The sequence below is a fragment of the Micromonospora citrea genome, from assembly GCF_900090315.1.
Lineage (GTDB): Bacteria > Actinomycetota > Actinomycetes > Mycobacteriales > Micromonosporaceae > Micromonospora > Micromonospora citrea.
This window is the reverse complement of record NZ_FMHZ01000002.1, coordinates 192,622-219,257: the sequence shown is the minus strand read 5'-3', so window position 1 is coordinate 219,257 and position 26,636 is coordinate 192,622. Positions and strand designations below refer to the sequence as shown.

Annotated in this window: 20 protein-coding genes, 1 pseudogene and 2 riboswitches; of the genes and pseudogenes, 10 read left to right on the top strand and 11 right to left on the bottom strand. The window is 74.1% G+C overall.

The window, feature by feature from the left end:
- Window positions 1-225: 225 nt before the first annotated feature.
- Entirely contained in the window at window positions 226-1,218 is a 993-nt protein-coding gene (locus GA0070606_RS01325) for a DMT family transporter (RefSeq protein WP_091094669.1), read from the bottom strand.
- On the opposite strand from GA0070606_RS01325, the gene GA0070606_RS01320 reads away from it, so the two are divergent.
- Entirely contained in the window at window positions 1,217-2,623 is a 1,407-nt protein-coding gene (locus GA0070606_RS01320) for an aminotransferase-like domain-containing protein (protein WP_091094668.1), read from the top strand. The two genes, GA0070606_RS01325 and GA0070606_RS01320, sit on opposite strands and share 2 nt — an antisense overlap.
- 120 nt (window positions 2,624-2,743) lie before the next feature.
- Here GA0070606_RS01320 and GA0070606_RS01315 read toward each other — a convergent pair whose 3' ends face one another.
- Window positions 2,744-3,991, bottom strand: a complete 1,248-nt coding sequence (locus GA0070606_RS01315) for a glycoside hydrolase family 16 protein (RefSeq protein ID WP_091094667.1) — start codon at window positions 3,989-3,991, stop codon at window positions 2,744-2,746.
- Between the two features lie 203 nt (window positions 3,992-4,194).
- Between GA0070606_RS01315 and GA0070606_RS01310 the strand changes: the two genes are divergently transcribed.
- The 3 genes from GA0070606_RS01310 (at window position 4,195) to GA0070606_RS01300 (ending at window position 8,145) form a co-directional block, all read left to right on the top strand.
- The gene (locus GA0070606_RS01310; protein WP_091094666.1) at window positions 4,195-5,907 is read left to right on the top strand and encodes a glycoside hydrolase family 10-like protein; all 1,713 of its coding nucleotides are present in this window, start codon (window positions 4,195-4,197) and stop codon (window positions 5,905-5,907) included.
- A 118-nt stretch (window positions 5,908-6,025) separates the two neighbouring features.
- Window positions 6,026-7,402: an FAD-dependent oxidoreductase gene (locus GA0070606_RS01305; protein ID WP_141721495.1), complete on the top strand. Its 1,377-nt coding sequence runs from the start codon at window positions 6,026-6,028 to the stop codon at window positions 7,400-7,402.
- A 239-nt stretch (window positions 7,403-7,641) separates the two neighbouring features.
- Window positions 7,642-8,145, top strand: a complete 504-nt coding sequence (locus GA0070606_RS01300; protein WP_176737186.1) for a hypothetical protein — start codon at window positions 7,642-7,644, stop codon at window positions 8,143-8,145.
- An 86-nt stretch (window positions 8,146-8,231) separates the two neighbouring features.
- Here GA0070606_RS01300 and GA0070606_RS01295 read toward each other — a convergent pair whose 3' ends face one another.
- A complete protein-coding gene (locus GA0070606_RS01295) occupies window positions 8,232-8,741 on the bottom strand; it encodes a peptidoglycan-binding domain-containing protein (protein ID WP_091094665.1) in 510 nt (169 codons plus the stop codon).
- Window positions 8,742-9,176: 435 nt separating this feature from the next.
- Between GA0070606_RS01295 and GA0070606_RS01290 the strand changes: the two genes are divergently transcribed.
- A complete protein-coding gene (locus GA0070606_RS01290; RefSeq protein ID WP_091094664.1) occupies window positions 9,177-10,799 on the top strand; it encodes an L-lactate permease in 1,623 nt (540 codons plus the stop codon).
- A 152-nt stretch (window positions 10,800-10,951) separates the two neighbouring features.
- On the opposite strand, the pseudogene GA0070606_RS33940 reads toward GA0070606_RS01290, so the two are convergent.
- Window positions 10,952-11,560, bottom strand: a pseudogene (locus GA0070606_RS33940) (response regulator transcription factor); the annotation flags it as partial.
- Between the two features lie 269 nt (window positions 11,561-11,829).
- Here GA0070606_RS33940 and GA0070606_RS01280 point away from each other — a divergent pair.
- The 5 genes from GA0070606_RS01280 to GA0070606_RS01255 all read left to right on the top strand — a co-directional run bounded on the left by GA0070606_RS01280 (window position 11,830) and on the right by GA0070606_RS01255 (window position 19,026).
- Entirely contained in the window at window positions 11,830-14,403 is a 2,574-nt protein-coding gene (locus tag GA0070606_RS01280; protein ID WP_245724525.1) for a collagenase, read from the top strand.
- Between the two features lie 125 nt (window positions 14,404-14,528).
- Window positions 14,529-15,485 carry a LysR family transcriptional regulator gene (locus GA0070606_RS01275; protein WP_091094661.1) on the top strand — a complete coding sequence of 319 codons (957 nt, stop codon included), beginning with the start codon at window positions 14,529-14,531 and terminating at the stop codon, window positions 15,483-15,485.
- 90 nt (window positions 15,486-15,575) lie between these two features.
- Window positions 15,576-15,662: riboswitch (glycine riboswitch) on the top strand.
- A riboswitch (glycine riboswitch) is annotated at window positions 15,663-15,756 on the top strand.
- 416 nt (window positions 15,757-16,172) lie between these two features.
- Complete coding sequence (gcvH, locus tag GA0070606_RS01265) at window positions 16,173-16,562, top strand: glycine cleavage system protein GcvH (protein WP_091094659.1); 390 nt, start codon at window positions 16,173-16,175, stop codon at window positions 16,560-16,562.
- A gap of 86 nt (window positions 16,563-16,648) precedes the next feature.
- Complete coding sequence (locus GA0070606_RS01260; RefSeq protein WP_176737185.1) at window positions 16,649-17,515, top strand: proline dehydrogenase family protein; 867 nt, start codon at window positions 16,649-16,651, stop codon at window positions 17,513-17,515.
- A 140-nt stretch (window positions 17,516-17,655) separates the two neighbouring features.
- Window positions 17,656-19,026 carry an L-serine ammonia-lyase gene (locus tag GA0070606_RS01255; protein ID WP_091094657.1) on the top strand — a complete coding sequence of 457 codons (1,371 nt, stop codon included), beginning with the start codon at window positions 17,656-17,658 and terminating at the stop codon, window positions 19,024-19,026.
- Between the two features lie 82 nt (window positions 19,027-19,108).
- On the opposite strand, the gene GA0070606_RS33645 is transcribed toward GA0070606_RS01255, so the two are convergent.
- The 7 genes from GA0070606_RS33645 to GA0070606_RS01220 are packed head-to-tail and all read right to left on the bottom strand — an operon-like array spanning window position 19,109 to window position 26,607.
- Window positions 19,109-20,512 carry an FAD/NAD(P)-dependent oxidoreductase gene (locus GA0070606_RS33645; RefSeq protein ID WP_091094656.1) on the bottom strand — a complete coding sequence of 468 codons (1,404 nt, stop codon included), beginning with the start codon at window positions 20,510-20,512 and terminating at the stop codon, window positions 19,109-19,111.
- Window positions 20,509-20,763 (bottom strand): (2Fe-2S)-binding protein, encoded by a 255-nt coding sequence (locus GA0070606_RS01245; RefSeq protein WP_091094655.1) that lies wholly within the window; start codon window positions 20,761-20,763, stop codon window positions 20,509-20,511. The genes GA0070606_RS33645 and GA0070606_RS01245 overlap by 4 nt, the downstream gene beginning before the upstream one ends.
- Entirely contained in the window at window positions 20,750-21,892 is a 1,143-nt protein-coding gene (locus tag GA0070606_RS01240) for an NAD(P)/FAD-dependent oxidoreductase (protein ID WP_218105923.1), read from the bottom strand. The genes GA0070606_RS01245 and GA0070606_RS01240 overlap by 14 nt, the downstream gene beginning before the upstream one ends.
- Entirely contained in the window at window positions 21,889-23,304 is a 1,416-nt protein-coding gene (locus tag GA0070606_RS01235; protein ID WP_218105921.1) for an aminopeptidase P family protein, read from the bottom strand. The genes GA0070606_RS01240 and GA0070606_RS01235 overlap by 4 nt, the downstream gene beginning before the upstream one ends.
- On the bottom strand, window positions 23,301-24,716 hold the full coding sequence (locus tag GA0070606_RS01230) for an aldehyde dehydrogenase family protein (protein ID WP_245724524.1): 1,416 nt from the start codon (window positions 24,714-24,716) through the stop codon (window positions 23,301-23,303). The genes GA0070606_RS01235 and GA0070606_RS01230 overlap by 4 nt, the downstream gene beginning before the upstream one ends.
- Window positions 24,713-25,714: a proline racemase family protein gene (locus GA0070606_RS01225; protein WP_091094653.1), complete on the bottom strand. Its 1,002-nt coding sequence runs from the start codon at window positions 25,712-25,714 to the stop codon at window positions 24,713-24,715. Before GA0070606_RS01225 ends, GA0070606_RS01230 begins: the two co-directional genes overlap by 4 nt.
- Window positions 25,714-26,607: a dihydrodipicolinate synthase family protein gene (locus GA0070606_RS01220; protein WP_091094652.1), complete on the bottom strand. Its 894-nt coding sequence runs from the start codon at window positions 26,605-26,607 to the stop codon at window positions 25,714-25,716. Before GA0070606_RS01220 ends, GA0070606_RS01225 begins: the two co-directional genes overlap by 1 nt.
- Window positions 26,608-26,636 lie beyond the last annotated feature (29 nt).

Below are 26,636 nucleotides of genomic sequence, written 5' to 3'. Positions count from 1 at the left end.
TCGACCGGGCCGCCTCGTCCAGCGGTTCGCGGGCCCGGTGCGCGAGGACCGGCGCCGGCGAGGCCGTCGGGGAAGGCCTCGACGACGGCGAAACCCGTCACGACCGGCGGGGGTCGTCCGCGCGGGCGCGACGTCGCGCCCGCCCTCGGCGGAGCGGTGGGCTGGTCGTCACGCCGATCCCGCGGCACCGCGGCAGCTCCCGGGCCACGGCTACCGTCACGGTGGTCACGCCCGGGCGTCGCCGCGGGCGGCCAGCGGTTCGCCCTCGCCGACGCGTGGCAGGGCCCGCTCCCGCCCGGTGGGCGCCACCGCGCCGCGGGAACGCTGGGTCAGGACGACGCAGCCGAGCACCACGAACGCCGCGCCGACCGACGACGCGGTGACGACCTCGCCGACCAGCAGCGCCGACCAGGCCAGGGTGAGGACGGGCTGGGCGAGCTGGATCTGCCCGATCCGCGCGATGCCGCCGCGAGCGAGGCCCGCGTACCAGGCGAAGAAGCCCAGGAACATGGAAACCGCGGTGAGGTAGCCGAACGCCACCCAGGCGGCGGCGTCGGCGCGCGGCGGGTGGGTCGCGGTCGCCACGACCGTGACCGGCAGGGTGACGGGCAGCGAGAGCAGCAGCGCCCAGCAGATCGTGCGCGCGCCGCCCAACTCGCGAGCGAGCGCACCGCCCTCGGCGTAGCCGAGGCCGCACAGCGCGACCGCCGCGAGCAGGTGCAGGTCGGCGGGGGACAGGGCGCCGCCCACCGTGCCGCTGAGGAACAGGAACGCCAGCACCGCCAGCAGCCCGCCGATGCTCGCGAACCAGAACAACGGCGACGGACGCTCTCCGGCCCGCAGCACCGCGAACACCGCGGTCATGGCGGGTAGCACGGCGATGACGACCGCGCCGTGCGCGGAGGTGTGCGTCGTCAGGGCCAGCGAGGTGAACAACGGAAAGCCGACGACGACGCCCAGGGCGACGATCGTCAGGCGCCGCCACTGACTCCGGTCGGGGCGCGGCGCGCCGGTGAACCTCAGGTACGCCCACGCCAGCAGCGCCGCGCCCACGGCCCGGCCGAAGGCGACGAACCAGGGGTCGAGCTCCTGCACGGCGACGCGGGTCATGGGCAACGACATGCTGAAGGCCAGCACGCCCAGCGCGCCGAGGGCGAGCCCGGCGCTCCGATCGGCTGTTACCGCGTCGGCGGCAGTAACGCTACTCTTGTCTTTCATGGACCACGGTAACGCAGTCGATCGGATCGTCCAAGATCTGCGCGGTCTCGTGGCCGCCGCGGCGCCGGGAGACCGCCTGCCGTCCGTGCGCGAGCTGACCGTGCGCCATCACGCCTCCCCGGTCACGGTCACCGAGGCGATCCGCCAGCTCGTAGCCCAAGGGCTGGTCGAGGCCCGATCGGGCAGGGGCACCTTCGTGGCCGCCGCGCCCGCGCCCCGGCGCGCGGCGGACCTGTCCTGGCAGACCGTGGCGCTCGGGCCCCGCCCGGCCGGCGAGGACGACATGCAGGCGTTACTGGCGTTACCACCCGCAGGTGCCATCCCGCTGTCCGGCGGCTATCTGGACCCCGACCTCCAGCCGGCTGCCGCGCTCGGCGCCGCGCTCGCCCGAGCCGCCCGGCAGCCCGCCTCGTGGCAGCGCGGCCCGGTCGAGGGGCGCGAGGACCTGCGCGCCTGGTTCGCCCGCGAGGCCGGGGGAGGGCTGGGCGTCGGCGACGTGGTGATCTGCCCGGGCGGGCAGGCCGCGCTCTCCTCCGCGTTCCGCGCCCTCGCCGCGCCCGGTGAAACCCTGCTCGTCGAGTCGCCGACCTACCTGGGCGCGCTGGCCACGGCCCGCGCGGCCGGACTGCGGGTGGTGCCCGTGCCCGCCGACGCCGACGGCGTGCGGCCCGACCACCTGGCCGCCACCCTCACCCGCACCGGGGCACGGTTGTTCTACTGTCAACCGCTGCACGCCAACCCCACCGGCGCGACCCTGGCGGCCCACCGTCGGGCCGAGGTCCTGGCCGCCGTCCACGACGCCGGCGCCTTCCTGGTCGAGGACGACTACGCCCGCGACCTCACCATCGACGGCGAGGCCCCGCCCCCGCTGGCCGCCACCGACCCCGACGGACACGTCGTCTACCTGCGCTCCCTGACCAAGTCCGCCGCGCCCGGCCTGCGCGTCGCCGCCGTCGGCGCCCGGGGCCCGGCCGGCGCCCGCCTGCGGGGGGCCCGGCTGCTCGACGACTTCTTCGTGGCCGGCCCCCTGCAGCAGGCCACGATCGAGTTCGTCACCTCCCCGGCCTGGGCGCGTCACCGCCGCGCCGTGCGCGCCGCGCTGCAGGCCCGGCGCGCGGCACTGCTGACAGCGCTGCGGCGGCACCTGCCCCAGCTCGCCCCACACCCCGTTCCGCGCGGCGGCCTGCACCTGTGGGCGCGCCTGCCCGACGGCACCGACGACGTCGCACTGGCAGCCGCCGCGGCGGACGAAGGCGTCGTGGTCTTTCCCGGACGACCGTGGCATGCCGCCGAGCCTCCGGCGCCGCACCTGCGCCTCACCTACGCGGCCGCGGCACCGGAGCTCATGGACGAGGCCGTCCGCCGGCTCTCCCGCGCCCTGCACCGCCGGGCCACGGTCCGGTGACCCCGGCGCCCAGGGGAGGGAGCGAACAGCAGGGACACGTGTCCGACCGATGGGCCTGAGCCGAATCGTGGCTCGGTCGAGCGGCCCGGGCGGGCGGGCCGGGGGAGTGGGGCAGCGCGGTCAGACGCGCGACCACTTCTGGTTGGCGCCGCCGGAGCAGTCCCACAGCTGGAGCTTGCCGCCGTTGTTCGGGTTCCAGTCCCGCACGTCGACGCAGCGGTTGGCGCTGAGGTTCACCAGGTCGCCTGCGGCGTTCAGGGTGAACCGCTGCGCCGGGTTGCCGTTGCAGGTGACGAGGTTGACCTCGGTGCCGTTGGCCGTGCCGGCCCAGGCCGGATCCATGCACTTGCCCATCGCCCGGATCGTGCCGTCGGAGGCGAACGTCCAGGCCTGCGCGGCGGTGCCGTTGCAGTCCCAGATCTGCAGCTTGGCGCCGTCGACCGGGTCGGCGCCGGGGATGTCGATGCAGCGACCGCTGTGCGCGCCCCTGATCGCGGAGGCGCCCGGCGGGTTGCCGCCCGAGGTGTAGCCCGACACGCGTACGTAGTCGACGAGCATCTGCTGCGGGAACTGCGTGGTGGCGTCGGGGTAGCCGGGCCAGTTCCCGCCCACCGCCACGTTGAGGATCATGAAGAAGGGGTGGTCGAACACCCACCGGTTGCCGCCCAGCCGGCCCGGGTCGACCCGGTGGTACTCGACACCGTCGAGATACCAGACGATGGAGTTCGGCTCCCAGTCCACCCGGTAGGTGTGGAAGCCGTCGGCGAGCGGCTGCCCGATGGTGCGGCTGCCGGTGATGCCGCCGCCGCCCGAGTAGCCGGGGCCGTGGATGGTGCCGTAGACGGTGTTGGGCTCCCTGCCGATGTTCTCCATGATGTCGATCTCGCCCGCGTTCGGCCAGCCCACGCTGCCCATGTCGTTGCCGAGCATCCAGAACGCCGGCCAGATGCCCTGGCCGCGGGGAATCTTGATCCGGGCTTCGAAGCGGCCGTACGCCTGGGTGAACGTCGCCGCCGTCAGCAGTCGGGCCGAGGTGTACTCGCACCGGCCGTAGTGGCACTGGTAGTTGCCCGGGTTCTCCCGACGGGCGGTGATGACGAGGTTGCCCTGGCCGTCGTGCGCGGCGTTGCTCGTGCTGTCGGTGTAGTACTGCCGCTCGTTGTTGCCCCAGCCGCCGCCACCGATGTCGAACCGCCACCGGCTCCGGTCGACCGGCGCGCCGGCGGGCGCGTTGAACTCGTCCTGCCAGGTGATCGCCCCGATGGCCGCCTCGGCCCGGCCGGCGCTGCCCGGCAGGGCGAGGGTCGCGGCGAGCGCGACGACCGCGGAGACGACGGCCGCCGCGCGGCGGGCGTAGGTGATGCCCATTTGGTTCCTCCTCCGACGCGCGAGCCTCCTCCGCAAGCTCGGAGAGCGCTCTCAAGAGCGAAGTGTGTCGATGTCGAGAGTAATTGTCAACGCTCTTTCCGGTAGTCGCCCCGGCCGCCCCGGCCGGATGCTCGACTTAGCTGACCGTTAAGTAACCGGCCGAGTGGTTCACCCGCACGGGGCGCACTGTGCACACTGGGGCGATGTCCGCCGCCGCGCCACCCGCCCCCGCCGCCCGCCGCCGCCGTACCCAGGGGATCGTCGCGGTGGTCGTCGCGCTCGCCGTGGTGGCCGCGGGCGGCGCGTGGTCGCTGCGGGACGCGGGCGTCGGCGACGCCGGCGCACCGGGGCCGGAAGGCGTGGCCGTCGCCGGCGCGGCGCCCGGCTGCGCGGGCCGGCCAGCCCTGGCGCCCCGCGAGTTGCGCGGCATGTGGATCACGACGGTGAACAACATCGACTGGCCGAGCCGCCGCGGGCTGCCGGCCGAGCAGGCGCGGGCGGAGTACCTGGGCTGGCTGGACCTGGCCGTGCGGCACCACCACAACGCCGTCTTCGTGCACGTGCGGCCGAGCGGGGACGCGCTCTGGCCGTCGGAGTACGCGCCCTGGTCGGAGTGGCTGACCGGGCGCCGCGACGGCCGCGACCCGGGCTGGGACCCGATGGCGTTCATGGTCGCCGAGGCGCACGCCCGCAACCTGGAGTTCCACGCCTGGTTCAACCCGTACCGGGGCGGGCAGCCGGCCACCGTGGGGGGACCGGGCCCCAAGCTCGACCAACTCGCACCGACACACCCGCTGCGGCGCCACCGCGACTGGGTGGTGACCTACCCCAGCGCCGACCGGCCCGGCAGCCGCCTCTACTTCAACCCGGGCATCCCCGAGGCACGCAGGTTCGTCGAGGACTCGATGCTGGAGGCGGTCCGGCGCTACGACGTCGACGGCGTGCACTTCGACGACTTCTTCTACCCGTACCCGGAGGCCGGTCAGGACTTCCCCGACGGCGCGGCGTTCGCCCGGTACGGCGGCCGGTTCGCCGACAAGCACGCCTGGCGACGGGACAACGTGAACACCCTCGTCCGCGAGATGAGCGAGCGGATCAAGGCCATCAAGCCGTGGGTGAAGTTCGGCATCAGCCCGTTCGGCATCTGGCGCAACGCGCGCACCGACCCGGCCGGCTCCGCGACCGCCGGGTTGCAGAGCTACGACGCCATCTACGCCGACACCCGACTGTGGGTGCGCAGGCAGTGGCTGGACTACGTCGTGCCGCAGCTCTACTGGCACATCGGCTTCGACAAGGCCGACTACGCCACGCTGCTGCCCTGGTGGGCGGCCACGGTCGAGGGCACGCGGGTGCAGCTCTACATCGGCCAGGCCGACTACCGGGTGGGCGAGCGCGGCGCCTGGCGTGACCCGGCCGAGCTGGACCGCCAGCTCGCCCTCAACCGGCGGCACGGCGTGCGCGGAAGCGTGCACTTCAGCGCCCGCCAGGTACGCGCCGACAAGCTCGGGGCGGTCAGCCGCTACCGCCGGGCGCACTACGCCGGCCCGGCCCTGGTGCCCACCATGGCGCAGTTGCCGGCCGCGCCACCGGCCGCCCCCACGGTCACCGACGCCCGACGCGGCGACGGCTGGGTGGCGCTGACCTGGCGCGGCGACGGCGCCACCAGCTTCGCCGTCTACCGGGTGGACGGCGACGTGGCACGGCTCGTCGGCACCACCCGGGACACGGGCTGGGTCGACCGCACCGCGCCGGCCGGCCGCCCCCTGTCCTACTGCGTCTCGGGCGTGGACCGCAGCGGTAACGAGGGCCGTCTCAGCGCGGCGGCATCCGTCGGCGACCGGGAGGAACCGCGCCGAGACCCGGCCGGTGCCCCGGACGCCCGACCGTCGACGCGCAAATCCGACCGCCCGACCTGACCGGCCAGCGGCCGCGCCTGTGCGACGATCGACGGGCGTCAGCCGACCGCCGGTTCGCCCGCGCACCGGTCAGCCGGCGGGCACGCGGGAGGCACCCCCGTACCCCTTGGAGGGCGCGATGGCCATCTCTGCGGCCCGGGTCTTCGCCGCGCTGAACGCGGTGCGTCCCCCCGACGAGGCGTCCCCGACCCTGGGCCGGGCCGTGGTCGTCGGCGGCAGCGTCGCCGGGCTGCTGGCCGCCCGGGTGTTGTCCGACCACGCGCAGAGCGTGCTCATCCTCGACCGGGACGACCTGCACGCGCCCGGCGGCCGACCGGGCGTGCCGCAGGGGACGCAACTGCACGCGCTGCTGCCCGGCGGCCTCCTCCACCTGGAGCGCCTGTTCCCGGGATTCCGCGAGCAGGCCGTCGCCCAGGGCGCGGTCGAGGCTCCGCCGGCGGCCAGGAGGGCCTACTTCGACGGCCGCCTCAAGGTCGTCGTGCCCGACGACGCCGACACCCTCGCCGGCACCCGCCCACTGCTGGAGCGGCTGATCCGCCAGCGGGTGCTCCGACTGCCCAACGTCAAGACCCTGACCGCCCGCGCCACGGGCCTGGTCTTCGACGGCGCCGTGACCATCGGGGTCCGCTGCGAGGTCGACGGCGCCCCCGGCGTCGAGTCCGCCGACTTCGTGGTGGACGCCATGGGACGCTCGAGCAGGCTGTCCGACTGGCTGGCGCGGGCCGGCTGGGACCGGCCCACGACCCGGCGGATGACCGTCGACCTGAACTACGCGACGGCCCTGTTCCGACGCGCCGAGCCGGACCCGGACCCCGCGGTGGTCATGGCGCTGCACAGCCCGAGCAGTTCGTCGGACGTGGCCGGCGCCGCGTTCTTCGCCGTCGAGGACGGCCGGTGGATGGCCATGATGGCCGGCTACGGGAACAACCGCCCGGGACGCACCCCGGAGGACTTCGTACGCCGCCTGCGGGAGCAGTTCCCGCCGGAGTTCGGCGAGCTCGCCGGCAACGAGATGCTCGGCGACGTCCGGACCTACCGCCACGCCGAGAGCCTGCGGCGGGACTTCCACGCGCTGCGGCGGTTCCCGGCCGGGCTCGTCGGCGTCGGCGACGCGGTCGCGTCGTTCAACCCCGTGTACGGGCAGGGGATCACGGCGGCGGCCCTGCACGCGGCCTGCCTGTCGACGCACCTGAGGTCGAGCCCGGAGCCGGGCCTGCCCGCGCGCCGGTTCCTCGCCCTGCAGAAGGTCGTCGTCGACGCCGCCTGGGCGATGTCGACGTCCGCCGACCTGGCGCTGCCCCACGTCGACGGGCCCTACCCGCGCGGCTACCGCCTCTCCAACTGGGTCAGCGGCCAGATCATCGCCGCGGCCGTCACCGACGTGACGATCGCGCGGCGGTTCAACGAGGTCGTCTCCCTGCGCGCGCACCCGCGGTCGCTGGCCACGCCCGGCGTGATCCTGGGCGCCCTCCGCGCCAACCGCCGGGCACGCTGACAGCCGCCGCGCGGACCCGGCAGCGGGGCGGAGCGGATCCGGGCGACACCGACTTCACCGTCGACGACGGCACCCTGGTGGTGGCGGCCCAGCGCTTCCGGCTCGTGCAGACCGTCTGAGCGAGCGGCCCCGTAGAGTTCGGCCCCATGGGCTGGTTCGGGACGCTGCTGTTGGCGAGGCCGACCACTCCAACAGCGCCTGCGCCCACCTGGAGGCCCGCACTCCGGCGGGGCGCCAGCATGGAGCTGCATCTGCGCAACACCGATGAGCCGTGCGGCTACCGGCATGTCGGAGGCAGGCCCGGCCCTCTCGCCCCGGATCTCGCGGTGGACGCGTTGCGCACCTGGGCGATGGAGGCCGGCCGGACGCCTTCGGCGGAGGCCATCGCAGCCCTCGTCACCAGCGGCGAGGGAGAGCTGCCGGTGCTGGAGCGCGCCGTGCTGGCGCTGTTCGCGGCCCTGGGTTTCCCCGCAGGCACTGAGGTGCTGCCCGTCATCGACCCCGACGACGCGGCGTTTGGTGACCACCGACGGGTGATTCGTATGGCCGACCTCAGGGCTGCGGGCGAGTTGTACATGGCGAGCCGGGGTTGGCCGCTCGACGACGACCTGAGGGCGACCGCGGAGGACAACGACTACCTGCGCTTCCGCGACCTGCTGTGGAGTTCGGTCTACGGCGGAGGCGCGACCCGCGAGGAACTCGTCGCCCGGCACGACCAGTTGGCCGCTCGATGGAAGCAGTGACAGTCGTCGAGGTCGGTGTTCCGGGGTGACCCCGCCCGCTGCCCGCCACCGCCTCGGACCTGCACCGGCGGGCCGGACCCCGCGGGTCACCAGCCAGGGCGCGGCCCGGGCCGGCGCCAACGCCTGTCCAGCCAGTGCCGGACCGCCACCTGGGTGGGCGCGTCGGCCATGCCGCTGACCGGGCCCCGGTACCGCTCGGGCTCCGGCACGTCCACCGGTCGCAGCCGGTCGGCGTGTCGGGTGGCGGTGGCGTCGGCGGGCTCGACCGCCGCGCGCTCCCGGCGGGCGTACGTCTGGAACTCCAGCACCGCCCAGTAGGTGATCATGCCGTACGCCCCGTCGACCGCGTCCGGCGTCAGGAAGCCCAGCGTCGCCAGGTCCTGCTGGAGCCGGCGTACCCACCGGTCGGTGACCAGCGGCGCGGGCCGTTCGACGCCGTCGTAGCGCGCCGCCGTCGTCGCGGTGGCGTCCCGGTCGTCGGCCCGCAGCATCCAGCCCCCGTACGGCCGGCCGCCGGCCGACACCCGAGCGTCGGAAGGGCGGGCCGGCGCCGGGATCCCGGTGGCCACGCCGACCGCCGGCACGGTGAGCGTCACGGCGCGCCTCCCGCAGGGCGTGTCGGAGCCGGCGATGCCCGCCGGGACGCCGTCTCCGACGGAGGGATCAGGACGGACGCACGTTGTCGCATTCTCTCTCCCCACCGCCGGTCGTCTCGTCGCACAGTCTGTCGACCCGGGGCGTACCGGCGACAGGGCTCGCCGTCCCGGGCTGCCCGGACGCGGGGTCCGGATCTTTCGACCGTCCGCATGACAACCGTCGCCCGTCCGTCCGGCCGATCCGCCGAATCATCGGCCGCGGTCGCCGCGCCGCCACGACCGCTCCCACCGGCGGTGCCGCGCCGGACCCTCTTCGAGAGTGCGCAGGCGGCGGGACCCCGCAAGCTGGGAGACGCGTCGCCGGGCCGCGTCCGGTGAGATGGGCCGTACCCACGCCGCCGGAGACCGGGGGCGCCCGCAGCCGAGGCGGTCTCGATGTACCAGCAGTCCCTGGACCCGGTCGCCGGGTCTCTCGCGCTGAGCGCCGCCTGCGCCGCGCTGCCCCTGCTCACCCTCTTCGTCCTGCTCGGCGTGGTGCGGACGCGGGCCTGGGTGGCCGCGTTCGGCGCGCTGGCCGTGGCGGTCGTGCTGGCGTGGGCGCTGTGGCGGATGCCGCTGTCCCAGACGCTGCTGGCCGCCGGTCAGGGCGCCACCTTCGCCCTCTTCCCCCTGGTCTGGACGTTCGGCACGGCCATCTGGATCTACCGGATGACCGTGCACACGGGAGACTTCGACACCCTGCGGCGGGGCTTCGCCCTGATCAGCGACGACCGCCGCGTGCAGGCCATGGTGATCGCGTTCTGCTTCGGGTCGCTGCTCGAGGCGCTCGCCGGGCAGGGCACGCCGGTCGCCGTCACCACCGTCATGCTGCTGGCGCTCGGTTTCACCCCGGTCCGGGCGGCCACCGTGGCGCTGGTCGCCAACACGGTGCCGGCCGCCTTCGGGCCGCTCGGCCTGCCGATCACCACCCTGGCCGGCGTCACCGGGCTGCCCGCGGCGGAACTGGGCGCGATGGCCGGCCGGCAGGTCCCGGTGGTCGCGGTCGTCGTCCCGCTGGTCCTGCTCGTCGTCGTCGACGGCCGCCGGGGCGTACGGGAGCTGTGGCGGCCGGCGCTGGCGTGCGGCGCCGCCTTCGCGGTGGCCCAGTTCGTCACCACGAACTTCCTGGCGGCGGCGCTCGCCGACATCGTCGCCGCGTTCGCCGGCGCGGGCGTCCTGCTGCTCGTCACCCGTCGGCCCGCCGTGCGGCAGGCGGTTCCCGTGGCGGCCGGCGGCGCGTCGGAGGGCGACGCGCCGCGTCCGGAGGGCGACGCGCCGCCGCGCGGCTCGCGGTGGCGGGCGTACGCGCCGTACCTGACGATCGTGGCGGTCTTCGCCGTCTCCCAGGTGCCGGCCGTCAAGCGGCTGCTCGACGCCGGTACGGTGACGGTCTCCTGGCCGGGTTTGCACGTGCTCACGGCGTCCGGCGCCCCGTCGCCGTTGACGACCTTCCGCTTCGCCTGGTTCGCCGCCCCGGGCTCGTTGCTGGTGGTGGCCGGTGTGGTCACGATGGCGCTGCTGCGGGTGTCGCCGCGCGTGGCCGTACGGCTCTACGGGCGCACCCTGTCCGAGCTGCGGTGGGCCGTGCTGACCGTGGTCGGGCTGCTGGCGCTGTCGTTCACCATGAACGCCTCCGGACAGGTCGCCACCCTCGGCTTCTGGATGGCCGGCGCGGGCGGTCTCTTCGCCGTCCTCGCGCCCGTCCTCGGCTGGCTGGGGGTCGCCCTGACCGGGTCGGACACCTCGTCCAACTCGCTGTTCGGCGCGCTGCAGGTGGCGGCGGCGCAGCGGGCGGGACTGGATCCGGTCCTGCTCGCCGCGGCCAACGCCTCCGGCGGCACGCTCGGCAAGATGATCAGCTTGCAGAACCTGACGATCGCCGCCGCCGCGGTCGGACTCAACGGCCGGGAGGGCGACCTGTTCCGGCGGATGTTCGGCTGGAGCGTGCTGCTGCTCGCCCTGATGTGTGTGCTGGTCGGCCTGCAGGCCACGCCCGTGCTGTCCTGGATGGTGCCGTAGGCCGGCGCGGGTGACGGCGGCGCTCGTGGCTCACGCCCCCGCCCGAGGCGCGGCGCCCCCGTGCCGACCGCTCGCTCCAGGTGCAGCGATATCCCCTTGCCCCGAACCGTGTGGAGATACCGGTCGTCGGCCGCCAGTTCGCCGAGCTTGCGTCGCAGCCGGTGCACCAGGACGTCGATGGAGCCCGGCGAGGCGCATCCGCCGCGCCCCACCCTCGTGCGCAGTTGTGACCGCGGCACGACCCTGCCCGGGTGCTCGGCCAGGCACGCCAGCAGATCGAACTCGGCCCGCGTCAGGATGACGGGCTCACCGCCGAGGGTGACGCTGCGTCCGGCGACGTCGACGCGGAGGCCGCCCACCACGGAGGGCGCCGGGGGAGGTGCGGCCGGCACGCGGCGCAGCAGGGCGCCGACGCGGGCGTCGACCACGTGCGGCCGACAGGGCTTGGGCAGGTACCCGTCGGCTCCGGCGCGCAGCACCCGCACGATCTCGTCGTCGTCACGCCGTGCGGCGTGCACCAGCACGGGCCGACGCGAACTGATGCACAGCAGGCGCAGCAGAAGGAGTCCGTCGACGGCCGGGACGAAGGGATCCACCAGTACGACGTCCGGACGCTGGTGCGTGTGGCAGGTCAGGTCGGACAACGCTCGTCCGGCCTGGTGCACCGCGAGGTCCGTGACGACGTGACCGAACCGGGCCAACCGGTCGCCGAGCCGCCGCCGGTAACCGGGGTCGTCGTCGATCAGCAGGATGCTCGCCATTCTTACCGTCCGGTGTCCCATCGGTGAACACCTCGCACGATCGCATGAACGGACGGTGGGCTTTCATAGCGAACGCCCATAGTGTCCGCTGATCGTGGCGGCCCGCCGACAGGCTCCGGTAAGCCCAGTACCGGCGAACCTGACCGGCCGCTGTGGGCCCGTTGTGGTGCTCCGAGCGGCGTGGCTAGCGTCCACCGCCCGAGCATCCATCGAAGGCCGTAATCGTCTTCGTTGGCATGCGCGTCCCCTCGCCCCTTAGGAGAGTGTGCGTGTCCACAAACCCGATGCGCCGAGCGACGGCCAGGCTGTGCGGTGCCCTGACGGCGCTCACGCTGGCCTGCGCCGTGGCGGCGCCACCTGCCGTCGCCGGCCCCACCACACCGACCCCGGCCGGCCGGCCGGCCACGACGAGCGACCAGGCGCCACCGGCGGCCTCCGACGGGATCGCCCGACGCGACGACGCCGACGACCACGTCAGCAGAAGACCGCTGCCCGTCCACAAGCGGGCACCGCAGCCGGCGGCGAAGGACGCCGCCCGCGCCGACTACGACCACCCGGCCACCCCGAAGCGCCGCACCCGCCCGTCGGACGGCAGCTCACCGCGGGCCGCCGCCGCGTGCGACGCCGCCGACTTCACCGGCCGTACGGGAGCCGCGCTGGTGAGCCAGATCAAGGCCTCGACCGTCGACTGCGTCAACGGTCTGTTCGGCCTCACCGGAGACGCCGCCCACGCCGCCTTCCGCGAGGCGCAGATGGTCAGCGTCGCGTACGCCGTCCGGGACGGCGCCGCCAGCTACCCCGGCAACCCGTCGACCGGCATGACGCAGCTCGTGCTGTACCTGCGCGCCGGCTACTACGTGCAGTGGTGCGACCCCGCCGTCGGGTCGTACGGGTCGACGCTGCGAACCGCGATCCGGGCGGCCCTCGACGCCTTCTTCGCCAGCCCGCGCGCGTGGGACGTCACCGACGCCAACGGCGAGACCCTGGCGGAGGCGGTGACCCTCGTCGACAGCGCCCAGGAGAACGCCCGCCATCTCTACGTCGTCAAGCGGCTGCTGACCGACTTCGACTCCTCCTACGCCGCCTCGTGGCACATGCTCAACGCGGTGAACAACGTCTACACGGTGCTGTTCCGGGGTCACCAGCTGCCGGCGTTCGTGGCCGCGGTGCAGGCCGACCGGACGGTGCTCACCACCCTCCGCGACTTCGCCAGCGCGCACACCGACCTGCTCGGCACCGACCGGAGCTACCTCACGTCGAACGCGGGCCGCGAACTGGCGCGTTTCCTCCAGCACGAGCCGCTGCGGGCGACGGTCCGACCGATGGCGTCGGCCCTGCTCTCGCGCAGCAGGATGACCGGCCCGACGGCGCCGCTGTGGGTGGGCGTCGCGGAGATGACCCAGGCCTACGACGCCGCCAACTGCTCCCACTACGCCACGTGCGACCTCGCCGCGCAGCTGACCCGATCCGTTCTGACGATCAACCACACCTGCAACGCCTCGATCCGGATCGTGGCCCAGAGCATGACGGCCGCCGAACTGAGCCAGTCCTGCACCAGCCTCAAGGGGCAGGACGCCTACTTCCACGATCTCGTGGCCGACAGCGGCCCGGTGCCGGGCGACGTCAACTCCGACATCGAGGTCGTCGTCTTCGACTCCAGCACCGACTACCAGACGTACGCGGGCGCGATCTACGGTATCGACACGAACAACGGCGGCATGTACCTGGAGGGGAACCCGTCGGACGCCGCGAACCAGGCCCGGTTCATCGCGTACGAGGCGGAGTGGGTCCGGCCGACCTTCCAGATCTGGAACCTCAACCACGAGTACACCCACTACCTCGACGGCCGGTTCAACATGTACGGCGACTTCGCCGCCAACATCGCCACGCCCACCATCTGGTGGATCGAGGGATTCGCCGAGTACGTCTCCTACTCGTACCGGAACGTGCCCTACACCAGCGCCCAGAACCAGGCCGGCAACCACACCTACACGCTGCGTACGCTCTTCGACACCACGTACGGCAACGACCAGACCCGCGTCTACAACTGGGGCTACCTGGCCGTCCGCCACATGCTCCAGGCGCACCGTTCCGACGTGACGACCGTCCTGGGGCACTACCGGTCGGGCGCCTTCGGCGCCGCGCGCACCCACCTCACCAGCACCATCGGCACCCGTTACGACGCCGACTTCGACGCCTGGCTGACCCGCTGCGCGGCCGGCGACTGCGGGGGCGTGACGCCCCCGACCAACCGGCCGCCCTCCGCCTCGTTCACGGCGACGACGAGCGGGCTCACCGCGACCTTCACCGACCGGTCCACCGACGTCGACGGCAGCGTCGCTGCCCGGCGGTGGAGCTTCGGCGACGGCACCACGTCGTCGGCGACGAACCCGACGCGAACCTATGCGTCGGCCGGCACCTACACCGTCTCCCTGACCGTCACCGACGACCAGGGGGCCACCGCGACCACCGCACAGACGATCTCCGTCGCGGCCGGCGGCGGAAGCGCGCTGCCGGAGTGCGCCGGCGCCGACACCCGGGCGCTCGACCGCGACTGTCAACGCAGCGGCCGCTCGGCGACGGCCGGCAACTACGACTACCTGTACCTCCACCTGCCCTCCGGCGTCACCACCATGACGATCAGCGTGGCCGGCGGGACGGGCGACTGCGACCTGTACTACAGCCCCTCCACCTGGGCGACGACCGGCAACGCCACCCGATCCTCGACCGGCGCCGGCAACGCCGAGACCCTGACCGTCACCGACCCGTCCGCCGGCTACCACTACGTCAGCCTCTACGGCAAGACGTCCTGCGCGGGAGCCACCGTCAGCGCCCGCTACTGACGCCCGACCGCGAGCCTGCCCGAGAGGACGCGTCGCCCGGCCAGGCGCCGGGCGGCGCGTCCGCGCCGTCGGACCGGGCCGACGCCGGCGGGCGGCGCGCCCCGGTGCCGGCATAATCCCTCGCCATGGACATCGATGTACGGCACCTGCGGGCGATCTGTGCCGTCGCCGAGGCGGGGAGCGTGACGCGGGCCGCCGCCCAGCTGGGCCTGTCCCAGCCGGCACTGACGGCCCAGCTGCGCCGCATCGAGGACGTGGTGGGAGGCGCGCTGTTCGTCCGCGGTCGCACCGGCAGCCAGCCGACCGAACTCGGCAAGCTGGTGCTCAGGCGGGCCCGCGTCGTGCTGGCGGAGGTCGACGCGCTCGTCGACGACTTCGCCGACAAGCACCGCGCCGCCGGGCTGCTGCGGGTCGGCACCGTCCACGTCGCCTGCCTGAGCAGTGTCGTGCCCCGGCTCGCCGAGGGGTTCCCGCACGCGGAGATCGCGCTGCAGATCGAGCCGTCGTCGCGCCTGCTGGTCGAGGCGGTCGCCCGCGGTCAGCTGGACGCCGCCCTGGTGGGCAACATGGAGGGCTTCGACCTGCCTATCGGCGCCGCGCTCGCCAGCCGCACGATGGTGCCCCGGTACCCCATCTTCGTCGCGTTGTCCGCGACGCACCGCCACGCGGAGCGCGAGACGGTCCGGCTGGCCGACCTCAGCGAGGAGTCGTGGGTGTGCCCGCCCGGGCCCGACGACGGCACCCTCGCCTCGTTCCGTCGCGCCTGCCGCGTCGCCGGCTTCGAACCGAAGATCCGCTACGAGGCGCCCAGCGGGGCGGCGTACCCGCTGGTGGCGGCCGGCGACGGCGTCCGCCTGGTCGACCCGACCTGGGCGCCGGCCCCCGGCACGAAGGTCCTTCCCCTCGACGGCGAGCCGCAGGTGGCGAGGCTCGCGGTGGTCTGGCGGCGGGACGCCTTCACGCACGAGCAGAGCGCCGGCCTGTTCCGGGCGCTCGCCCGGGCCTACCTCGAGCACGTCCACGACAACCCGGTGTTCGCCCGATGGTGGCGGGAGCACCCCCACGCGCACCCGGTGGTGTGACGACCGGGGCGGTCGGTGGTTGATGTTGACGGCGTCTCCGCCGATCGCCTACTGTCTGCCCCGACAGCCGACAACTACATAGACACCGTTCGAACCTGTGCGGGAGAGACCCCGGAACGGGGCGCCGAAGGAGCAAACTCCCAAGAAACTCTCAGGCACCATTACCGCACAGGCGAGGTGGACTCTGGAAAGCAGACGACCGATCGTCTCACCCACGGTGCAAACCGCCCCTCGGCGGTGAAGCTCTCAGGTCAATGACAGAGCGGGAGGCAACCGACCGTACGACGCCGCGCGCGTCGGGACGAGGAGCGCCTCCGTGCACCAGGGCCAGACGACTCTGCGCCACCCACTCCCGCACACCGTGCACCGGGCGATCGGAGCCCGGTCCACCGCCACCGCCGGCTGGCCGATGCCGCCGCGCGACGACAGCGAGACCGCCGCCGAACACCGCGTCGCCCGCCCTGAGCGGACGCCGCGACCGGTGGAAGGCCGTCGGCACCGACAGCGACCCCGGGCACGCGGTCCCCACCGCGCCGGACCCGCGCGTCCCCGACACCCCCACACCCGTGCCCGGGCCGCCGCCGGCCGGCTCGCCGCCGTCCGAGACGGCGGCGAGCCGATGGCACGCGCCCCGCTGCCGGCTCGCCGCCCGCGCTGACGCGATTCCGTTCACCGAGGAGACGAGACATGGACGTACCGGCGCACCTTCGGTACAGCGAGAACCACGAGTGGGTCGACGAGTCGATCGAGCCGGCAGCGGTGGGGATCACCGCCTACGCGGCGGCGGCGCTCGGCGACGTCATCTACGCGGAACTGCCCGAGCCCGGCAGCCGCCTGGCGGCCGGCGACGTCTGCGGCGAGGTCGAGTCCACGAAGTCGGTGGCCGAGCTGTACCTGCCGGTCGGCGGAGAGGTCGTCGACGTCAACCGCGAGGTACTCGCCGACCCGGGCCTGATCGGCGCCGACCCGTACGGGAAGGGCTGGCTGCTGCGGGTCCGCCTGGCCGACGTGCCGCCGCTGATGACGGCGGACGAGTACCGCGCCCTCGTCGACGACGTCCGTTCCCCGACGCCGTAACCGAGAGAGGACATGCCGTGCCGAACAGGCTGCTGCTGAATGCGGCGGGAAGTGACCGTCTGCGCGGGCTCGTGGCGGGATCCGCGATGACCCGGCAGGTGGTGCGACGCTTCGTCGCGGGTGAGGAGAACGACGAGGTCGTCGCCGTGGCCCGGCGGCTCACCGCGGCGGGGATGCACGTCACGATCGACCACCTCGGGGAGGACACGACGACGCTCAGCCAGGCCGAGGGCGTCCGCGACACCTACCGGGCCCTGCTCGCGTCGTTGGGCAGGGCGGGTCTGGCCGCGTCCGCGGAGGCGTCGGTCAAGCTCTCCGCGCTGGGCGGCTCCCTGCCGGTCGACGGGCGCGACCACGCGTACCGGCTCACCCGCGACATCTGCGCCGCCGCAGCCGCAGCCGGCTGCGCCGTGACGATCGACATGGAGGACCACAGCACGGTCGACACGACGCTTGCCGTGCTCCACGACCTGCGCGCGGAGTTTCCGTGGGTGGGCGTCGCCCTCCAGGCGTGCCTGCACCGCACGGTCTCCGACTGCCGCGACCTCGCGTACGCGGGCAGCCGGGTCCGGCTGGTGAAGGGGGCCTACGCGGAGCCGGCCTCGGTGGCGCACGTCCGATCACGACAGGTGGACGACGCTTTCGAACACTGCCTGCGGGTCCTCATGGCGGGAGACGGCTACCCGATGGTCGCCACCCACGATCCGCGACTGGTCGACAGCGCCATCCGCCTCGCTCGCGACAACGGCCGCGGCGCGGGCGACTTCGAGTTCCAGATGCTCTACGGGATCCGCGCCAACGAGCAGGCCCGGCTCGCGGGGGAGGGGCACCGGATGCGGGTCTACCTGCCCTACGGCCACGACTGGTACGGCTATTTCACCCGCCGCCTCGCCGAGAAGCCCGCCAACCTGCTGCTCCTGGCCCGATCCTTCGCGCCCGGCGCCGCGAACTGACCGCGGGCCGCCCGGGGCGGGGCGGACGCCGAGGGGCGACTCCCGCCCCGGCGGACCGGGGCGCGACCACCTCGGAAGGGCGGGGAGACGTCCCCACGCGCCGGCAGCGACAACCAGCAACCGCGACAGGAGCAGGCATCATGATCAGCGTTTTCGATCTTTTCAGTGTCGGTGTCGGGCCGTCGAGTTCGCACACGGTGGGGCCGATGCGGGCCGCGCGTGCGTTCGTGGCGGGGTTGAAGGCTGACGGGTTGTTGTCGGGCACGGTGCGGGTGCAGGTGGAGTTGTTCGGTTCGTTGGGTGCGACGGGGCGTGGGCACGGTAGTGACCGGGCGGTGTTGTTGGGGTTGGCGGGTGAGGCGCCGGAGACGGTGGACACCGATGGGGTCGACGCGTGGGTGGCGCGGGTGCGGGCGGAGCGGCGGTTGTGGCTGTTGGGTGTGCACGAGGTCGACTTTGATCCGGAGCGGGATCTGGTGTTGCATCGGCGTCGGTCGTTGCCGTTTCATCCGAACGGGATGACGTTCGTGGCGTTCGACGAGCGGGGTGTGGAGTTGCGGGTGCGGACGTACTACTCGGTCGGTGGCGGGTTCGTGGTGGATGAGGCGGCGGCCGGGGTCGACCGGATCAAGTCGGATGTCACGCGGGTGCGGTATCCGTTTCTCACCGGCGCGCAACTGCTCGGCGTCACCTCGGCGACCGGGTTGTCGATCAGCGACGTGATGCTGGCCAACGAGTTGTCCTGGCGCAGCGGGGGTGAGGTGCGGGCGGGTCTGTTGGAGATCTGGCGGGTGATGCGGGAGTGCGTGGAGCGGGGTTGTTCGCGGGACGGGGTGCTCCCGGGCGGGTTGAAGGTCCGCCGTCGTGCCGCCGAGTTGCGGCGCAGCCTGGCGATGGAGTCCGACCCCGCCGATCCGCTGCGGGCGATGGACTGGGTGACGTTGTTCGCTCTGGCTGTCAACGAGGAGAACGCGGCTGGTGGGCGGGTGGTGACGGCGCCGACGAACGGGGCGGCGGGGATCATTCCGGCGGTGCTGCACTACTACGTGCGGTTTGTGCCGGGGGCGTCGGAGGAGGGGGTGGTGCGGTTTCTGTTGGCGGCGGGTGCGATCGGGGTGTTGTTCAAGGAGAACGCGTCGATCTCGGGTGCGGAGGTGGGTTGTCAGGGTGAGGTGGGTTCGGCGTGTTCGATGGCGGCGGCGGGGTTGGCTGAGGCGTTGGGTGGTACGCCGGAGCAGGTGGAGAACGCGGCGGAGATCGGGATGGAGCACAACCTGGGGTTGACGTGTGATCCGGTTGGTGGGCTGGTGCAGATCCCGTGCATTGAGCGGAACGCGGTGGCTAGCATCAAGGCGATCACGGCTGCCCGGTTGGCGTTGCGTGGTGACGGGGTGCATCACGTGTCGTTGGACAAGGTCATCAAGACCATGCGGGAGACGGGCGCGGACATGAAGGTGAAGTACAAGGAGACGGCGCGCGGCGGCCTGGCCGTCAACGTGATCGAGTGCTGAGGGCGCACGATCACCGTCAGCGCGGGCGGCGACGGTCGGGGCCCGCGCGGTACGCCCGTCCGGGGCCCCGCCTGTCGCACGCTCAGTCCGCGCCGCCGGCCGGCTCCCCGGCCGCCAGTTCGCCGAGCGTGACCGGCTGCGCCAGCGGACGGGACGCGTACCCCGACAGGTCCGTCACGCCGGGTGGGCGCGCGGCCTCCCGGGCGGTCAGGCAGGCGGTGGCGTAGCCGCAGATCCGTCCCTGGCACCAGCCCATGCCGGCCCGGGTCAACAGCTTCGCGCCCCGGGCGTCCCCGGCGGACAACTCCCGCACCGCGCGCCGCACCGCCCCGATCGGCACCTCCTCGCACCGGCAGACCAGCGTGTCGTCGCCGCACAGGTCCGGCCAGGAGGGCGGTACGGGATGCACCGCGTGCAGCGCCGCGGTGAACCGCCGCAGCCGACGCCGGGCCCGCAGCAACCGGTTCCGCCGCCTGGTGGGCCAGGGCGACGGACGGCCCAGGGACGCGGCGACGGCGTCGCCGGCGAGCTGCCCCTCGACCAGGGCCAGCTCGGCCCCGCCGACCCCGGTGACCTCCCCGGCGGCGTACACCCCCGGCACGGAGGTCGCCTGGTCGGGGCCGACGACCAGCACCAGGCTGCCGTCGCCGTCCAACCGGGTCGCGCAGCCGAGAGCCGTCGCCAGCTCCAGCTGAGGGGTGAAACCGAAGCCGACCGCGAGGCCGTCGCACTCCACCTCGGTCTCGCTGCCCGGCACGACGGCGCCGCGCGAATCGACCGCCGCCACGGTCACCCCGGTCAGGTGGTCGCCGCCGTGCGCCGCGATCACCATCCTCCGCCGGTGATAGGGCACCCGGTGCCGCAGCATCCGCCACCCGTACCGGCCGGCCTCGGCGAGCTTGCCGGCCGCGCCGAGCACGTGGCGGACCTGGCGCGCGTACCCGATCGGGTCGTTGGCCTCGTACACGCCGACCACCGTGCCGCCGGCCCCGGCGAGCCCGGTCGCGACCGGCAGCAGGAACGGGCCGGTGCCCGCCACGACGACGCGCCGCGCGAAGACCACCCCCTGCCCCTTGAGCAGGGCCTGAGCGCCCCCGGCGGTGACCACGCCGGGCAGGTCCCAGCCGGGGAACGGCACGACCCGGTCGTGGGCGCCGGTGGCGACGACGAGCCGCCGACCGTGCACGACCCCCGCCCGGGTGTGCACGGTGAAGCGCGGGCCGGCGGGGCCGGTGCGGCCCTCGACGAACCAGGCGGCGGCGTCCGCGCGGTACTCGATCCGGCGCAGCCGGGCCCGCAGCCCGGTGAAAGTCGACCAGTCCTGGTGTCCCCGACCGTCCGTGCCGGACCGGTGCCGCCAGTACTGCCCGCCCGGGCGCGGGCCGGCGTCCAGCACGACCACCCGGCAGCCGGCGTCGGCGGCACCGGCTGCCGCCGCCAGCCCGGCGGGTCCGGCGCCGACCACCACCACGTCGTACCCGGTCATGCCCGCTCCCGCCCCTCGTCCTGCGGCTCGACCACGTCCCCGGGCCGGGCGGTGACCAGGCACGCCCGCCGGGACGGCACGCCGTTGACCCGGACCAGGCAGTCGAAGCACACGCCTATCCCGCAGAACGCCCCCCGCGGCCGGCCCTCGACCCGGGTGCGCCGCCACGAGCGGATGCCTGCGGCGAGCAGGGCGGCGGCGATCGTCTGCTCCCCGTCGACGGGGATCGGGCGGCCGTCAAAGGTGAACATCGTGACGCTCCGGTGCGAACGGTCGTAGGTCCAGCGGCGGCGGCGCGCCGGTCAGCAACGCCGCGACGGCCTCACCGGTCGCCGGGGCGAGACCGATGCCCGCCCCCTCGTGTCCGGCGGCGTGGTGCAGACCCGGCACCCGGGAGTCGGCGCCGATGGTCGGCAGGTGGTCGGGGCTGTACGGCCGGAAGCCCCGGTAGGCGCGGATCGCCGACACCGACTTGAGGAACGGGAACAGCCGCACCGCCCCCGCCGCGAGCCCGCGCAGCGCCCGCAGCGAGAAGGCCGGATCGAATCCCACCCGTTCCCGGGTGGATCCGATCAGGACGGTGCCGGCCCGGGTGCCCTCGACCACCGGGGAGACCTGGAGGTCGGTGGAGCTGCGTCCGACGTTGGCGACGTAGTCGGCGGCGTAGACCTTGTGCCGGACGAGCGCGGGTAGCGGCTCGGTGACCAGGACGAAGCCGCGCCGGGGGAGGATCGGCAGGTCCACGCCGGCCAGGGCGGCGACCTCACCGGCCCAGACCCCGGCGGCGTTGACCACCGCCCTCGTGGGCAGCAGCCCCCGGTCGGTCCGTACGGCCCGGATCGCTCCGGCGGTGTCCCGGTCCAGCCCGACCACCCGGGTGCCGGTCAGCACCCTCACCCGGGCCGCGCGCAGCAGATGGGCGGCGGCGAGCATCGGCTGCACCTGCATGTCCTGCGGGTAGCGCACCCCGCCGGCCAGGTCGGTCGCCAGATGCGGCTCGTGGTCGCACAGCTCGTCGGCGGCGACCTCGTGCGCCTCGACACCGGCGGCGCGCTGGCCGGCGGCGAACGACCGCAGCGCGGCGTCCTCCGCCGGGGAGGCCGCCACCACCAGGCCACCCTTGTGCTCGAGCTCGATCCGCGCCCCGCCCACGGCGTCGCCCAGCTCCCGCCACAGTGCGGCGGAGCGGCGCGCGAGCGCCAGCTCCGGGCCGGGAGGCTTGTCGGAGACCAGGATGTTGCCCTCGCCGGCGCCGGTGGTGCCCGCGGCGACCCCGCCACGGTCGACCACGGTCACCACCAGCCCGGCCCGGGCCGCGTAGTACGCGCAGGCGACGCCGGTCATCCCGGCGCCGACGACGACGACGTCCGCAGCGGTCACGAAGCGATCCGGTGCATCCACGCCTCGACGTCGTCCGCGCGCCTCGGCAGGTTGTCGGAGAGCAGCCGGTACCCGTCCTCGGTGATCAGGACGTCCTCCTCGATGCGCAGGCCCAGCCCGCGCAACTCGGCCGGGATCAGCTCGTCGTCCGGCTGGAAGTACAGGCCCGGCTCGACCGTGAGCACGTGCCCGGCCTCAAGCCGTCCGTCGAGGTAGCTGCCGGCCCGGGCGGCGGCGCAGTCGTGCACGTCAAGGCCCAGCATGTGACCCGAGCCGCACAGCGTCCACCGGCGGTACAGACCGGACTCCTCCGACAGGGCCCGCTCCGGCGGGCAGGGCAGTACCCCGAGGTCCGCGAGCCCGTACGCCAGGACCGTCATCGCGGCCCGGTGGAAGGCCCGGAACTCGGCACCGGGCTTCAGGCACTCCAGGGCGGCGTCGTTGGCGCGTCGGCACAGCTCGTACAGGTCCCGCTGCAACGGGCTGAACCGGCCCGACACGGGCAGCACCCGCGTGATGTCCGCCGTGTACAGCGACCGGGTCTCCGCCCCCGCGTCGAGCAGCAACAGGTCGCCGTCGCGGACCGGCCCGTCGTTGTCGATCCAGTGCAGCGTCGCCGCGTGCGCGCCGGCGGCCACGATCGAGTGGTAGCCGACGTCGTTGCCCTCCAGGCGGGCGCGCTGCCAGAACACCCCCTCCAGCAACCGTTCGGAGGTCCGCTTCGCCGTCGGCAGGGCCCGGACCACGTCCTCGAACCCGCGGGTGGTGATCGCCACGGCCTGTTCCAGTTGATCGATCTCCCACGCGTCCTTGACCAGCCGCAGTTCGGCCAGCACGGCAACGAACTCCGCGTCGCCCGGCCCGGCCGCGTCGGCGAGCAGTGCGTCCACGCTCCCGTCGACGCCGCGCAGCACCCGGGTCGGCACGCGCGGCCCGGACAGGGCCGTCGCCAGTTCGGCTACGTGCCGGGTCGGCACCGCCAACCGCCGGCGGCTCTCCCCGAGGGTGGGACGTCGGCCGGCCCACAGTTCGCCGTACACGCGGTCCCGGAAGAACTCTCCGCTGCGCCGGTCGGAGCGGGGTCGCAGGTAGAGGGTTGCGTCGCCGTCGGGCTCGATCACCAGGACCCCGTCGGAGGACTGGTCGCCGGTGAGCCAGACGTACGCCGAGTGCGGCCGGAAGCGGAAGTTCTGGTCGTTGGACCGCTGCCGGTAGCCACCGGCGGGGACGACCAGCCGCTCACCGGTGAACCGCTCGTGCAGCCGGGCCCGGCGGGCCGCGGCCCAGCCGGCGACGTCGTCGACGGGCAGGTCGTGCTGCTCGCTGTCGGCCCAGCCAGACAGCATGAACGCCTCCAGGGCGGGGCTGACCGGCAGGTCGTGGCTGCCGGTGTGCAGGTCGGCGCGGTTCACACGGACTCCTCGGCTTGGGCGGGCGGGGGCGGGGGAGCGGCCAGCGTGACCGTTCGCAGCGAGGTGTAGAAGTCCAGCGCCGCGGTCCCCTGCTCGCGCGGGCCGTGGCTGGAGGCCTTCTCGCCGCCGAACGGCGCGTGGAAGTCCACCCCGGTGGTCGGGGCGTTGAGCCGGATCAGCCCGGTGTCGACGCCGCGTGCCGCCTCGAGCAGCAGGCCGACGTCACGACCGTGCACCGAGGTCACCAACCCGTACCGCACGTCGTCGACCAGCGCGACGGCGGCGGCCAGGTCCGGCACGGCGAAGACGGTGGCCAGCGGCCCGAACGTCTCCTCCCGGGCCACCGGATGGGCCGGGTCGACCCGGTCGAGCAGCACCGGCGCGACGAAGAAGCCGTCACCCGCGCTCGCGCCGGGCGTGAGGACCCGTCCGCCGCCGGACCGGGCGGCCTCGACGGCGTCGCGGACCCGGTCGCGCGCGGCGGCGGTGATGACCGGGCCGACGGCGACGTCGGCCCGCGCCGGGTCGCCGCACGGCAGCGCCGCCACCGCGGCGACCAGCGCCTCGGTGAACGGGGCGGCGTCCCCGACCACGATGATCCGTCTGGTCGCGGTGCACTTCTGACCGGCGTACCCCATGGCGGCGCCGGCGAGCATCGCGGCGGTCGCGGCGAGGTCGGCGTCGGGCAGCACCACGGCGGCGTTCTGTCCGCCCATCTCCGCCTGCGCCGGCACGCCGGCGCGGGCGGCGGCGACGGCGATCTCCGCACCCACCGCCGCCGACCCGGTGAACGAGACGACGTCGGCCACCCCGACCACGGCCTGTCCCGTCTCCGCGCCGCCCGGCACGACCTGCAGCAGCCCGTCGGGAAGCAGCCCGTCGAACAAATCCCGCACAGCCGCACCGCAGGCCAGCGCCTCCGGGGACGGCTTGAGGAGCACCGCGTTGCCGGTGGCGAGGGCGGGGGCGGCCTTCCACAGTGGGATCGCCACCGGGAAGTTCCAGGGCGTGACCAGGCCCGCGACGCCGCGGGGCCGTCGTTCGGTGTACAGCAGGCCGGGCTGGTCCGCCGGGAGGGACGGCGGCAGCAGGTGCCCGGTGGCGGCGAAACAGGACTGCGCGTAGTAGTCGAGGATCGCGGCGGCTCGGGCGACCTCGGCGCGGGCCTCGGCCACGGGCTTGCCCACCTCCCGGACGACGAGGTCGGCGATCGCGCCGGCGCGGGCGCGCAACCGCTCCGAGGCCAGCCGCAGGGCGCGGGCGCGGCCGGCGGGTCCCTCCCGTCGCCATCCGGCCAGCGCCACGCGGGCCCGGGCGGCCAGGTCCGCCACCCGGTCCGCGGGGACGGGGGCGTGCTCCGCGACGATGTCGTCGGGGTTCTGCGGGGAACGGCTCTGGATCAGGTCAGTCACAACAGGAATCCCGCCGGGAAGGGGTCGTCAGGGTCGAGGAGGTGCTGTGCCGTGCCGGTGAGCCACGCCCGACCGGTGATGGTCGGCACCACCGCGGGCCGGCCCGCGACGGTGGTGGTGTCGACCAGCCTTCCGGTGAACCGGGTGCCGAGCAGCGATTCGTTGACGAAGTCCCGGCCCAGCGGGAGCAGCCCTCGGGCGTGCAGCTGGGCCATCCGCGCGGAGGTGCCGGTCCCGCAGGGGGAGCGGTCGAACCAGCCCGGATGGATCACCATGGCGTGCCGGGACAGTTGCGCGGTCGACCCCTCGGCGACCAGGTGGACGTGACGGCAGCCGGAGATCTCCGGCTGCTCCGGATGCACCGGGGCGTCCTGGTCGTCGACCGCCGCCATGATCGCCAGGCCGACGTCCAGCAGTCGTTGCCGGTCGGCCCGGTCGAGGCGCAGTCCCAGCTGTGGCAGGTCGACGATGACGTAGAAGTTGCCGCCGTAGGCGAGGTCGTAACGGACCTGCCCGTACCCGGGTATCGCCACCGTGGCGTCCAGCTCGACCACGAACGAGGGCACGCTGCGGATCGTGACTGCGGTGGCGCGGCCGTCGGTCACCGCGACCGACGCCACCACCAGCCCGGCCGGGGTGTCCAGGCGGACGGTGGTCACCGGCTCGGTGACCGTCACCATGCCGGTCTCGACCAACACGGTGGCCACGCCGATGGTGCCGTGCCCGCACATCGGCAGACAGCCGGAAACCTCGATGTAGACCACGCCGACGTCGGCGTCCGGCCGGGTCGGCGGCTGCAGGATCGCTCCGGACATCGCCGCGTGGCCCCGGGGCTCGTACATCAGGAAGGTCCGCAGGTCGTCGAGGTGGGTCATCAGGTGTTCCCGGCGCTGCGCCATGGTGGTGCCGGGGAGCACCGGGACGCCGCCGGTCACCACCCGGGTGGGCATCCCCTCCGTGTGCGAGTCGACCACGTGGATGACGCGGTTGCTGCGCATCAGCGGTGCCCCGCCGCGATCAGGCGCTCGGTGGTCGTGCGGACGTGCTCGGCGTCCGCCGGCGACAGCGGTCGCCGGGGCGGGCGGGTGGGGCCACCGGGCCGGCCGGCCACGTCCATGGACAGCTTGATCGCCTGGACGAACTCGGTGCGGGAGTCCCACCGCAACAGCGGGTGCAGGGCGCGGTAGAGCGGCGTCGCGGCGGCCAGGTCCCCGGAGACCGCGGCCTGATAGAGGCGGACGCAGCTGGCCGGGACGGCGTTCTGGTAGCCGCCGATCCAGCCGACCGCGCCGGCGACCAGCAGTTCGAGGGCCACGTCGTCCGCGCCGGCCAGGACGTCGAGCCCGGGAGCGAGTTCCGCGATCGTGTACGCGCGGCGGACGTCGCCGCTGAACTCCTTGACCGCGACGATCAGGCCATCCTCGTGGAGGCGGCGCAGCAGGGCCGGTGTGAGGTCCACCCGGGTGTCGAGCGGATTGTTGTAGGCGACGATCGGCAGGCCGGCCCTGGCGACCTCGCGGTAGTGGGCCGCCACCGCGGCGTCGTCCGCGCGGTAGGCCGTGGGCGGCAGCAGCATCACCGCGGGGCAGCCCGTCTCGGCGGCCTGCTCCGCCCAGCGCCGAGCCTCGTCGGCGCCGTAGGCGGACACGCCCGGGACGACCGCGAAGCCGGGCGGTGCCGCCTGCACCGCCGTCCGCACCACGGCCGCCCGTTCGTCGGCGCTGAGCACCTGGTATTCCCCGAGGGAACCGTTGGGGACGACACCGTGGCAGCCGTTGTCGGCGAGCCACCGGACGTGGGCGGCGTAGGCGTCGTGGTCGATGCCCAGGTCGGTGCGGCGCAACGGCAGGGCGGTCGCCACCAGGACGCCCCGCCACGGCATGGTCTCCATGCAACCTCCAGTAATATGTTACATAGCAC

What these genes read in the sequence shown, in the direction of transcription:
- GA0070606_RS01305 (WP_141721495.1), top strand. Translation starts at nt 6,026, where the DNA reads ATGGCCATCTCTGCGGCCCGGGTCTTCGCCGCGCTGAACGCGGTGCGT.
- GA0070606_RS01245 (WP_091094655.1), bottom strand. Translation starts at nt 20,763, where the DNA reads ATGTTCACCTTTGACGGCCGCCCGATCCCCGTCGACGGGGAGCAGACG.
- GA0070606_RS01220 (WP_091094652.1), bottom strand. Translation starts at nt 26,607, where the DNA reads ATGGAGACCATGCCGTGGCGGGGCGTCCTGGTGGCGACCGCCCTGCCG.
- GA0070606_RS01255 (WP_091094657.1), top strand. Translation starts at nt 17,656, where the DNA reads ATGATCAGCGTTTTCGATCTTTTCAGTGTCGGTGTCGGGCCGTCGAGT.
- GA0070606_RS01320 (WP_091094668.1), top strand. Translation starts at nt 1,217, where the DNA reads ATGGACCACGGTAACGCAGTCGATCGGATCGTCCAAGATCTGCGCGGT.
- GA0070606_RS01300 (WP_176737186.1), top strand. Translation starts at nt 7,642, where the DNA reads ATGGAGCTGCATCTGCGCAACACCGATGAGCCGTGCGGCTACCGGCAT.
- GA0070606_RS01310 (WP_091094666.1), top strand. Translation starts at nt 4,195, where the DNA reads ATGTCCGCCGCCGCGCCACCCGCCCCCGCCGCCCGCCGCCGCCGTACC.
- GA0070606_RS33645 (WP_091094656.1), bottom strand. Translation starts at nt 20,512, where the DNA reads ATGACCGGGTACGACGTGGTGGTGGTCGGCGCCGGACCCGCCGGGCTG.
- GA0070606_RS01260 (WP_176737185.1), top strand. Translation starts at nt 16,649, where the DNA reads ATGACCCGGCAGGTGGTGCGACGCTTCGTCGCGGGTGAGGAGAACGAC.
- GA0070606_RS01275 (WP_091094661.1), top strand. Translation starts at nt 14,529, where the DNA reads ATGGACATCGATGTACGGCACCTGCGGGCGATCTGTGCCGTCGCCGAG.
- GA0070606_RS01315 (WP_091094667.1), bottom strand. Translation starts at nt 3,991, where the DNA reads ATGGGCATCACCTACGCCCGCCGCGCGGCGGCCGTCGTCTCCGCGGTC.
- GA0070606_RS01225 (WP_091094653.1), bottom strand. Translation starts at nt 25,714, where the DNA reads ATGCGCAGCAACCGCGTCATCCACGTGGTCGACTCGCACACGGAGGGG.
- GA0070606_RS01290 (WP_091094664.1), top strand. Translation starts at nt 9,177, where the DNA reads ATGTACCAGCAGTCCCTGGACCCGGTCGCCGGGTCTCTCGCGCTGAGC.
- GA0070606_RS01325 (WP_091094669.1), bottom strand. Translation starts at nt 1,218, where the DNA reads ATGAAAGACAAGAGTAGCGTTACTGCCGCCGACGCGGTAACAGCCGAT.
- gcvH (WP_091094659.1), top strand. Translation starts at nt 16,173, where the DNA reads ATGGACGTACCGGCGCACCTTCGGTACAGCGAGAACCACGAGTGGGTC.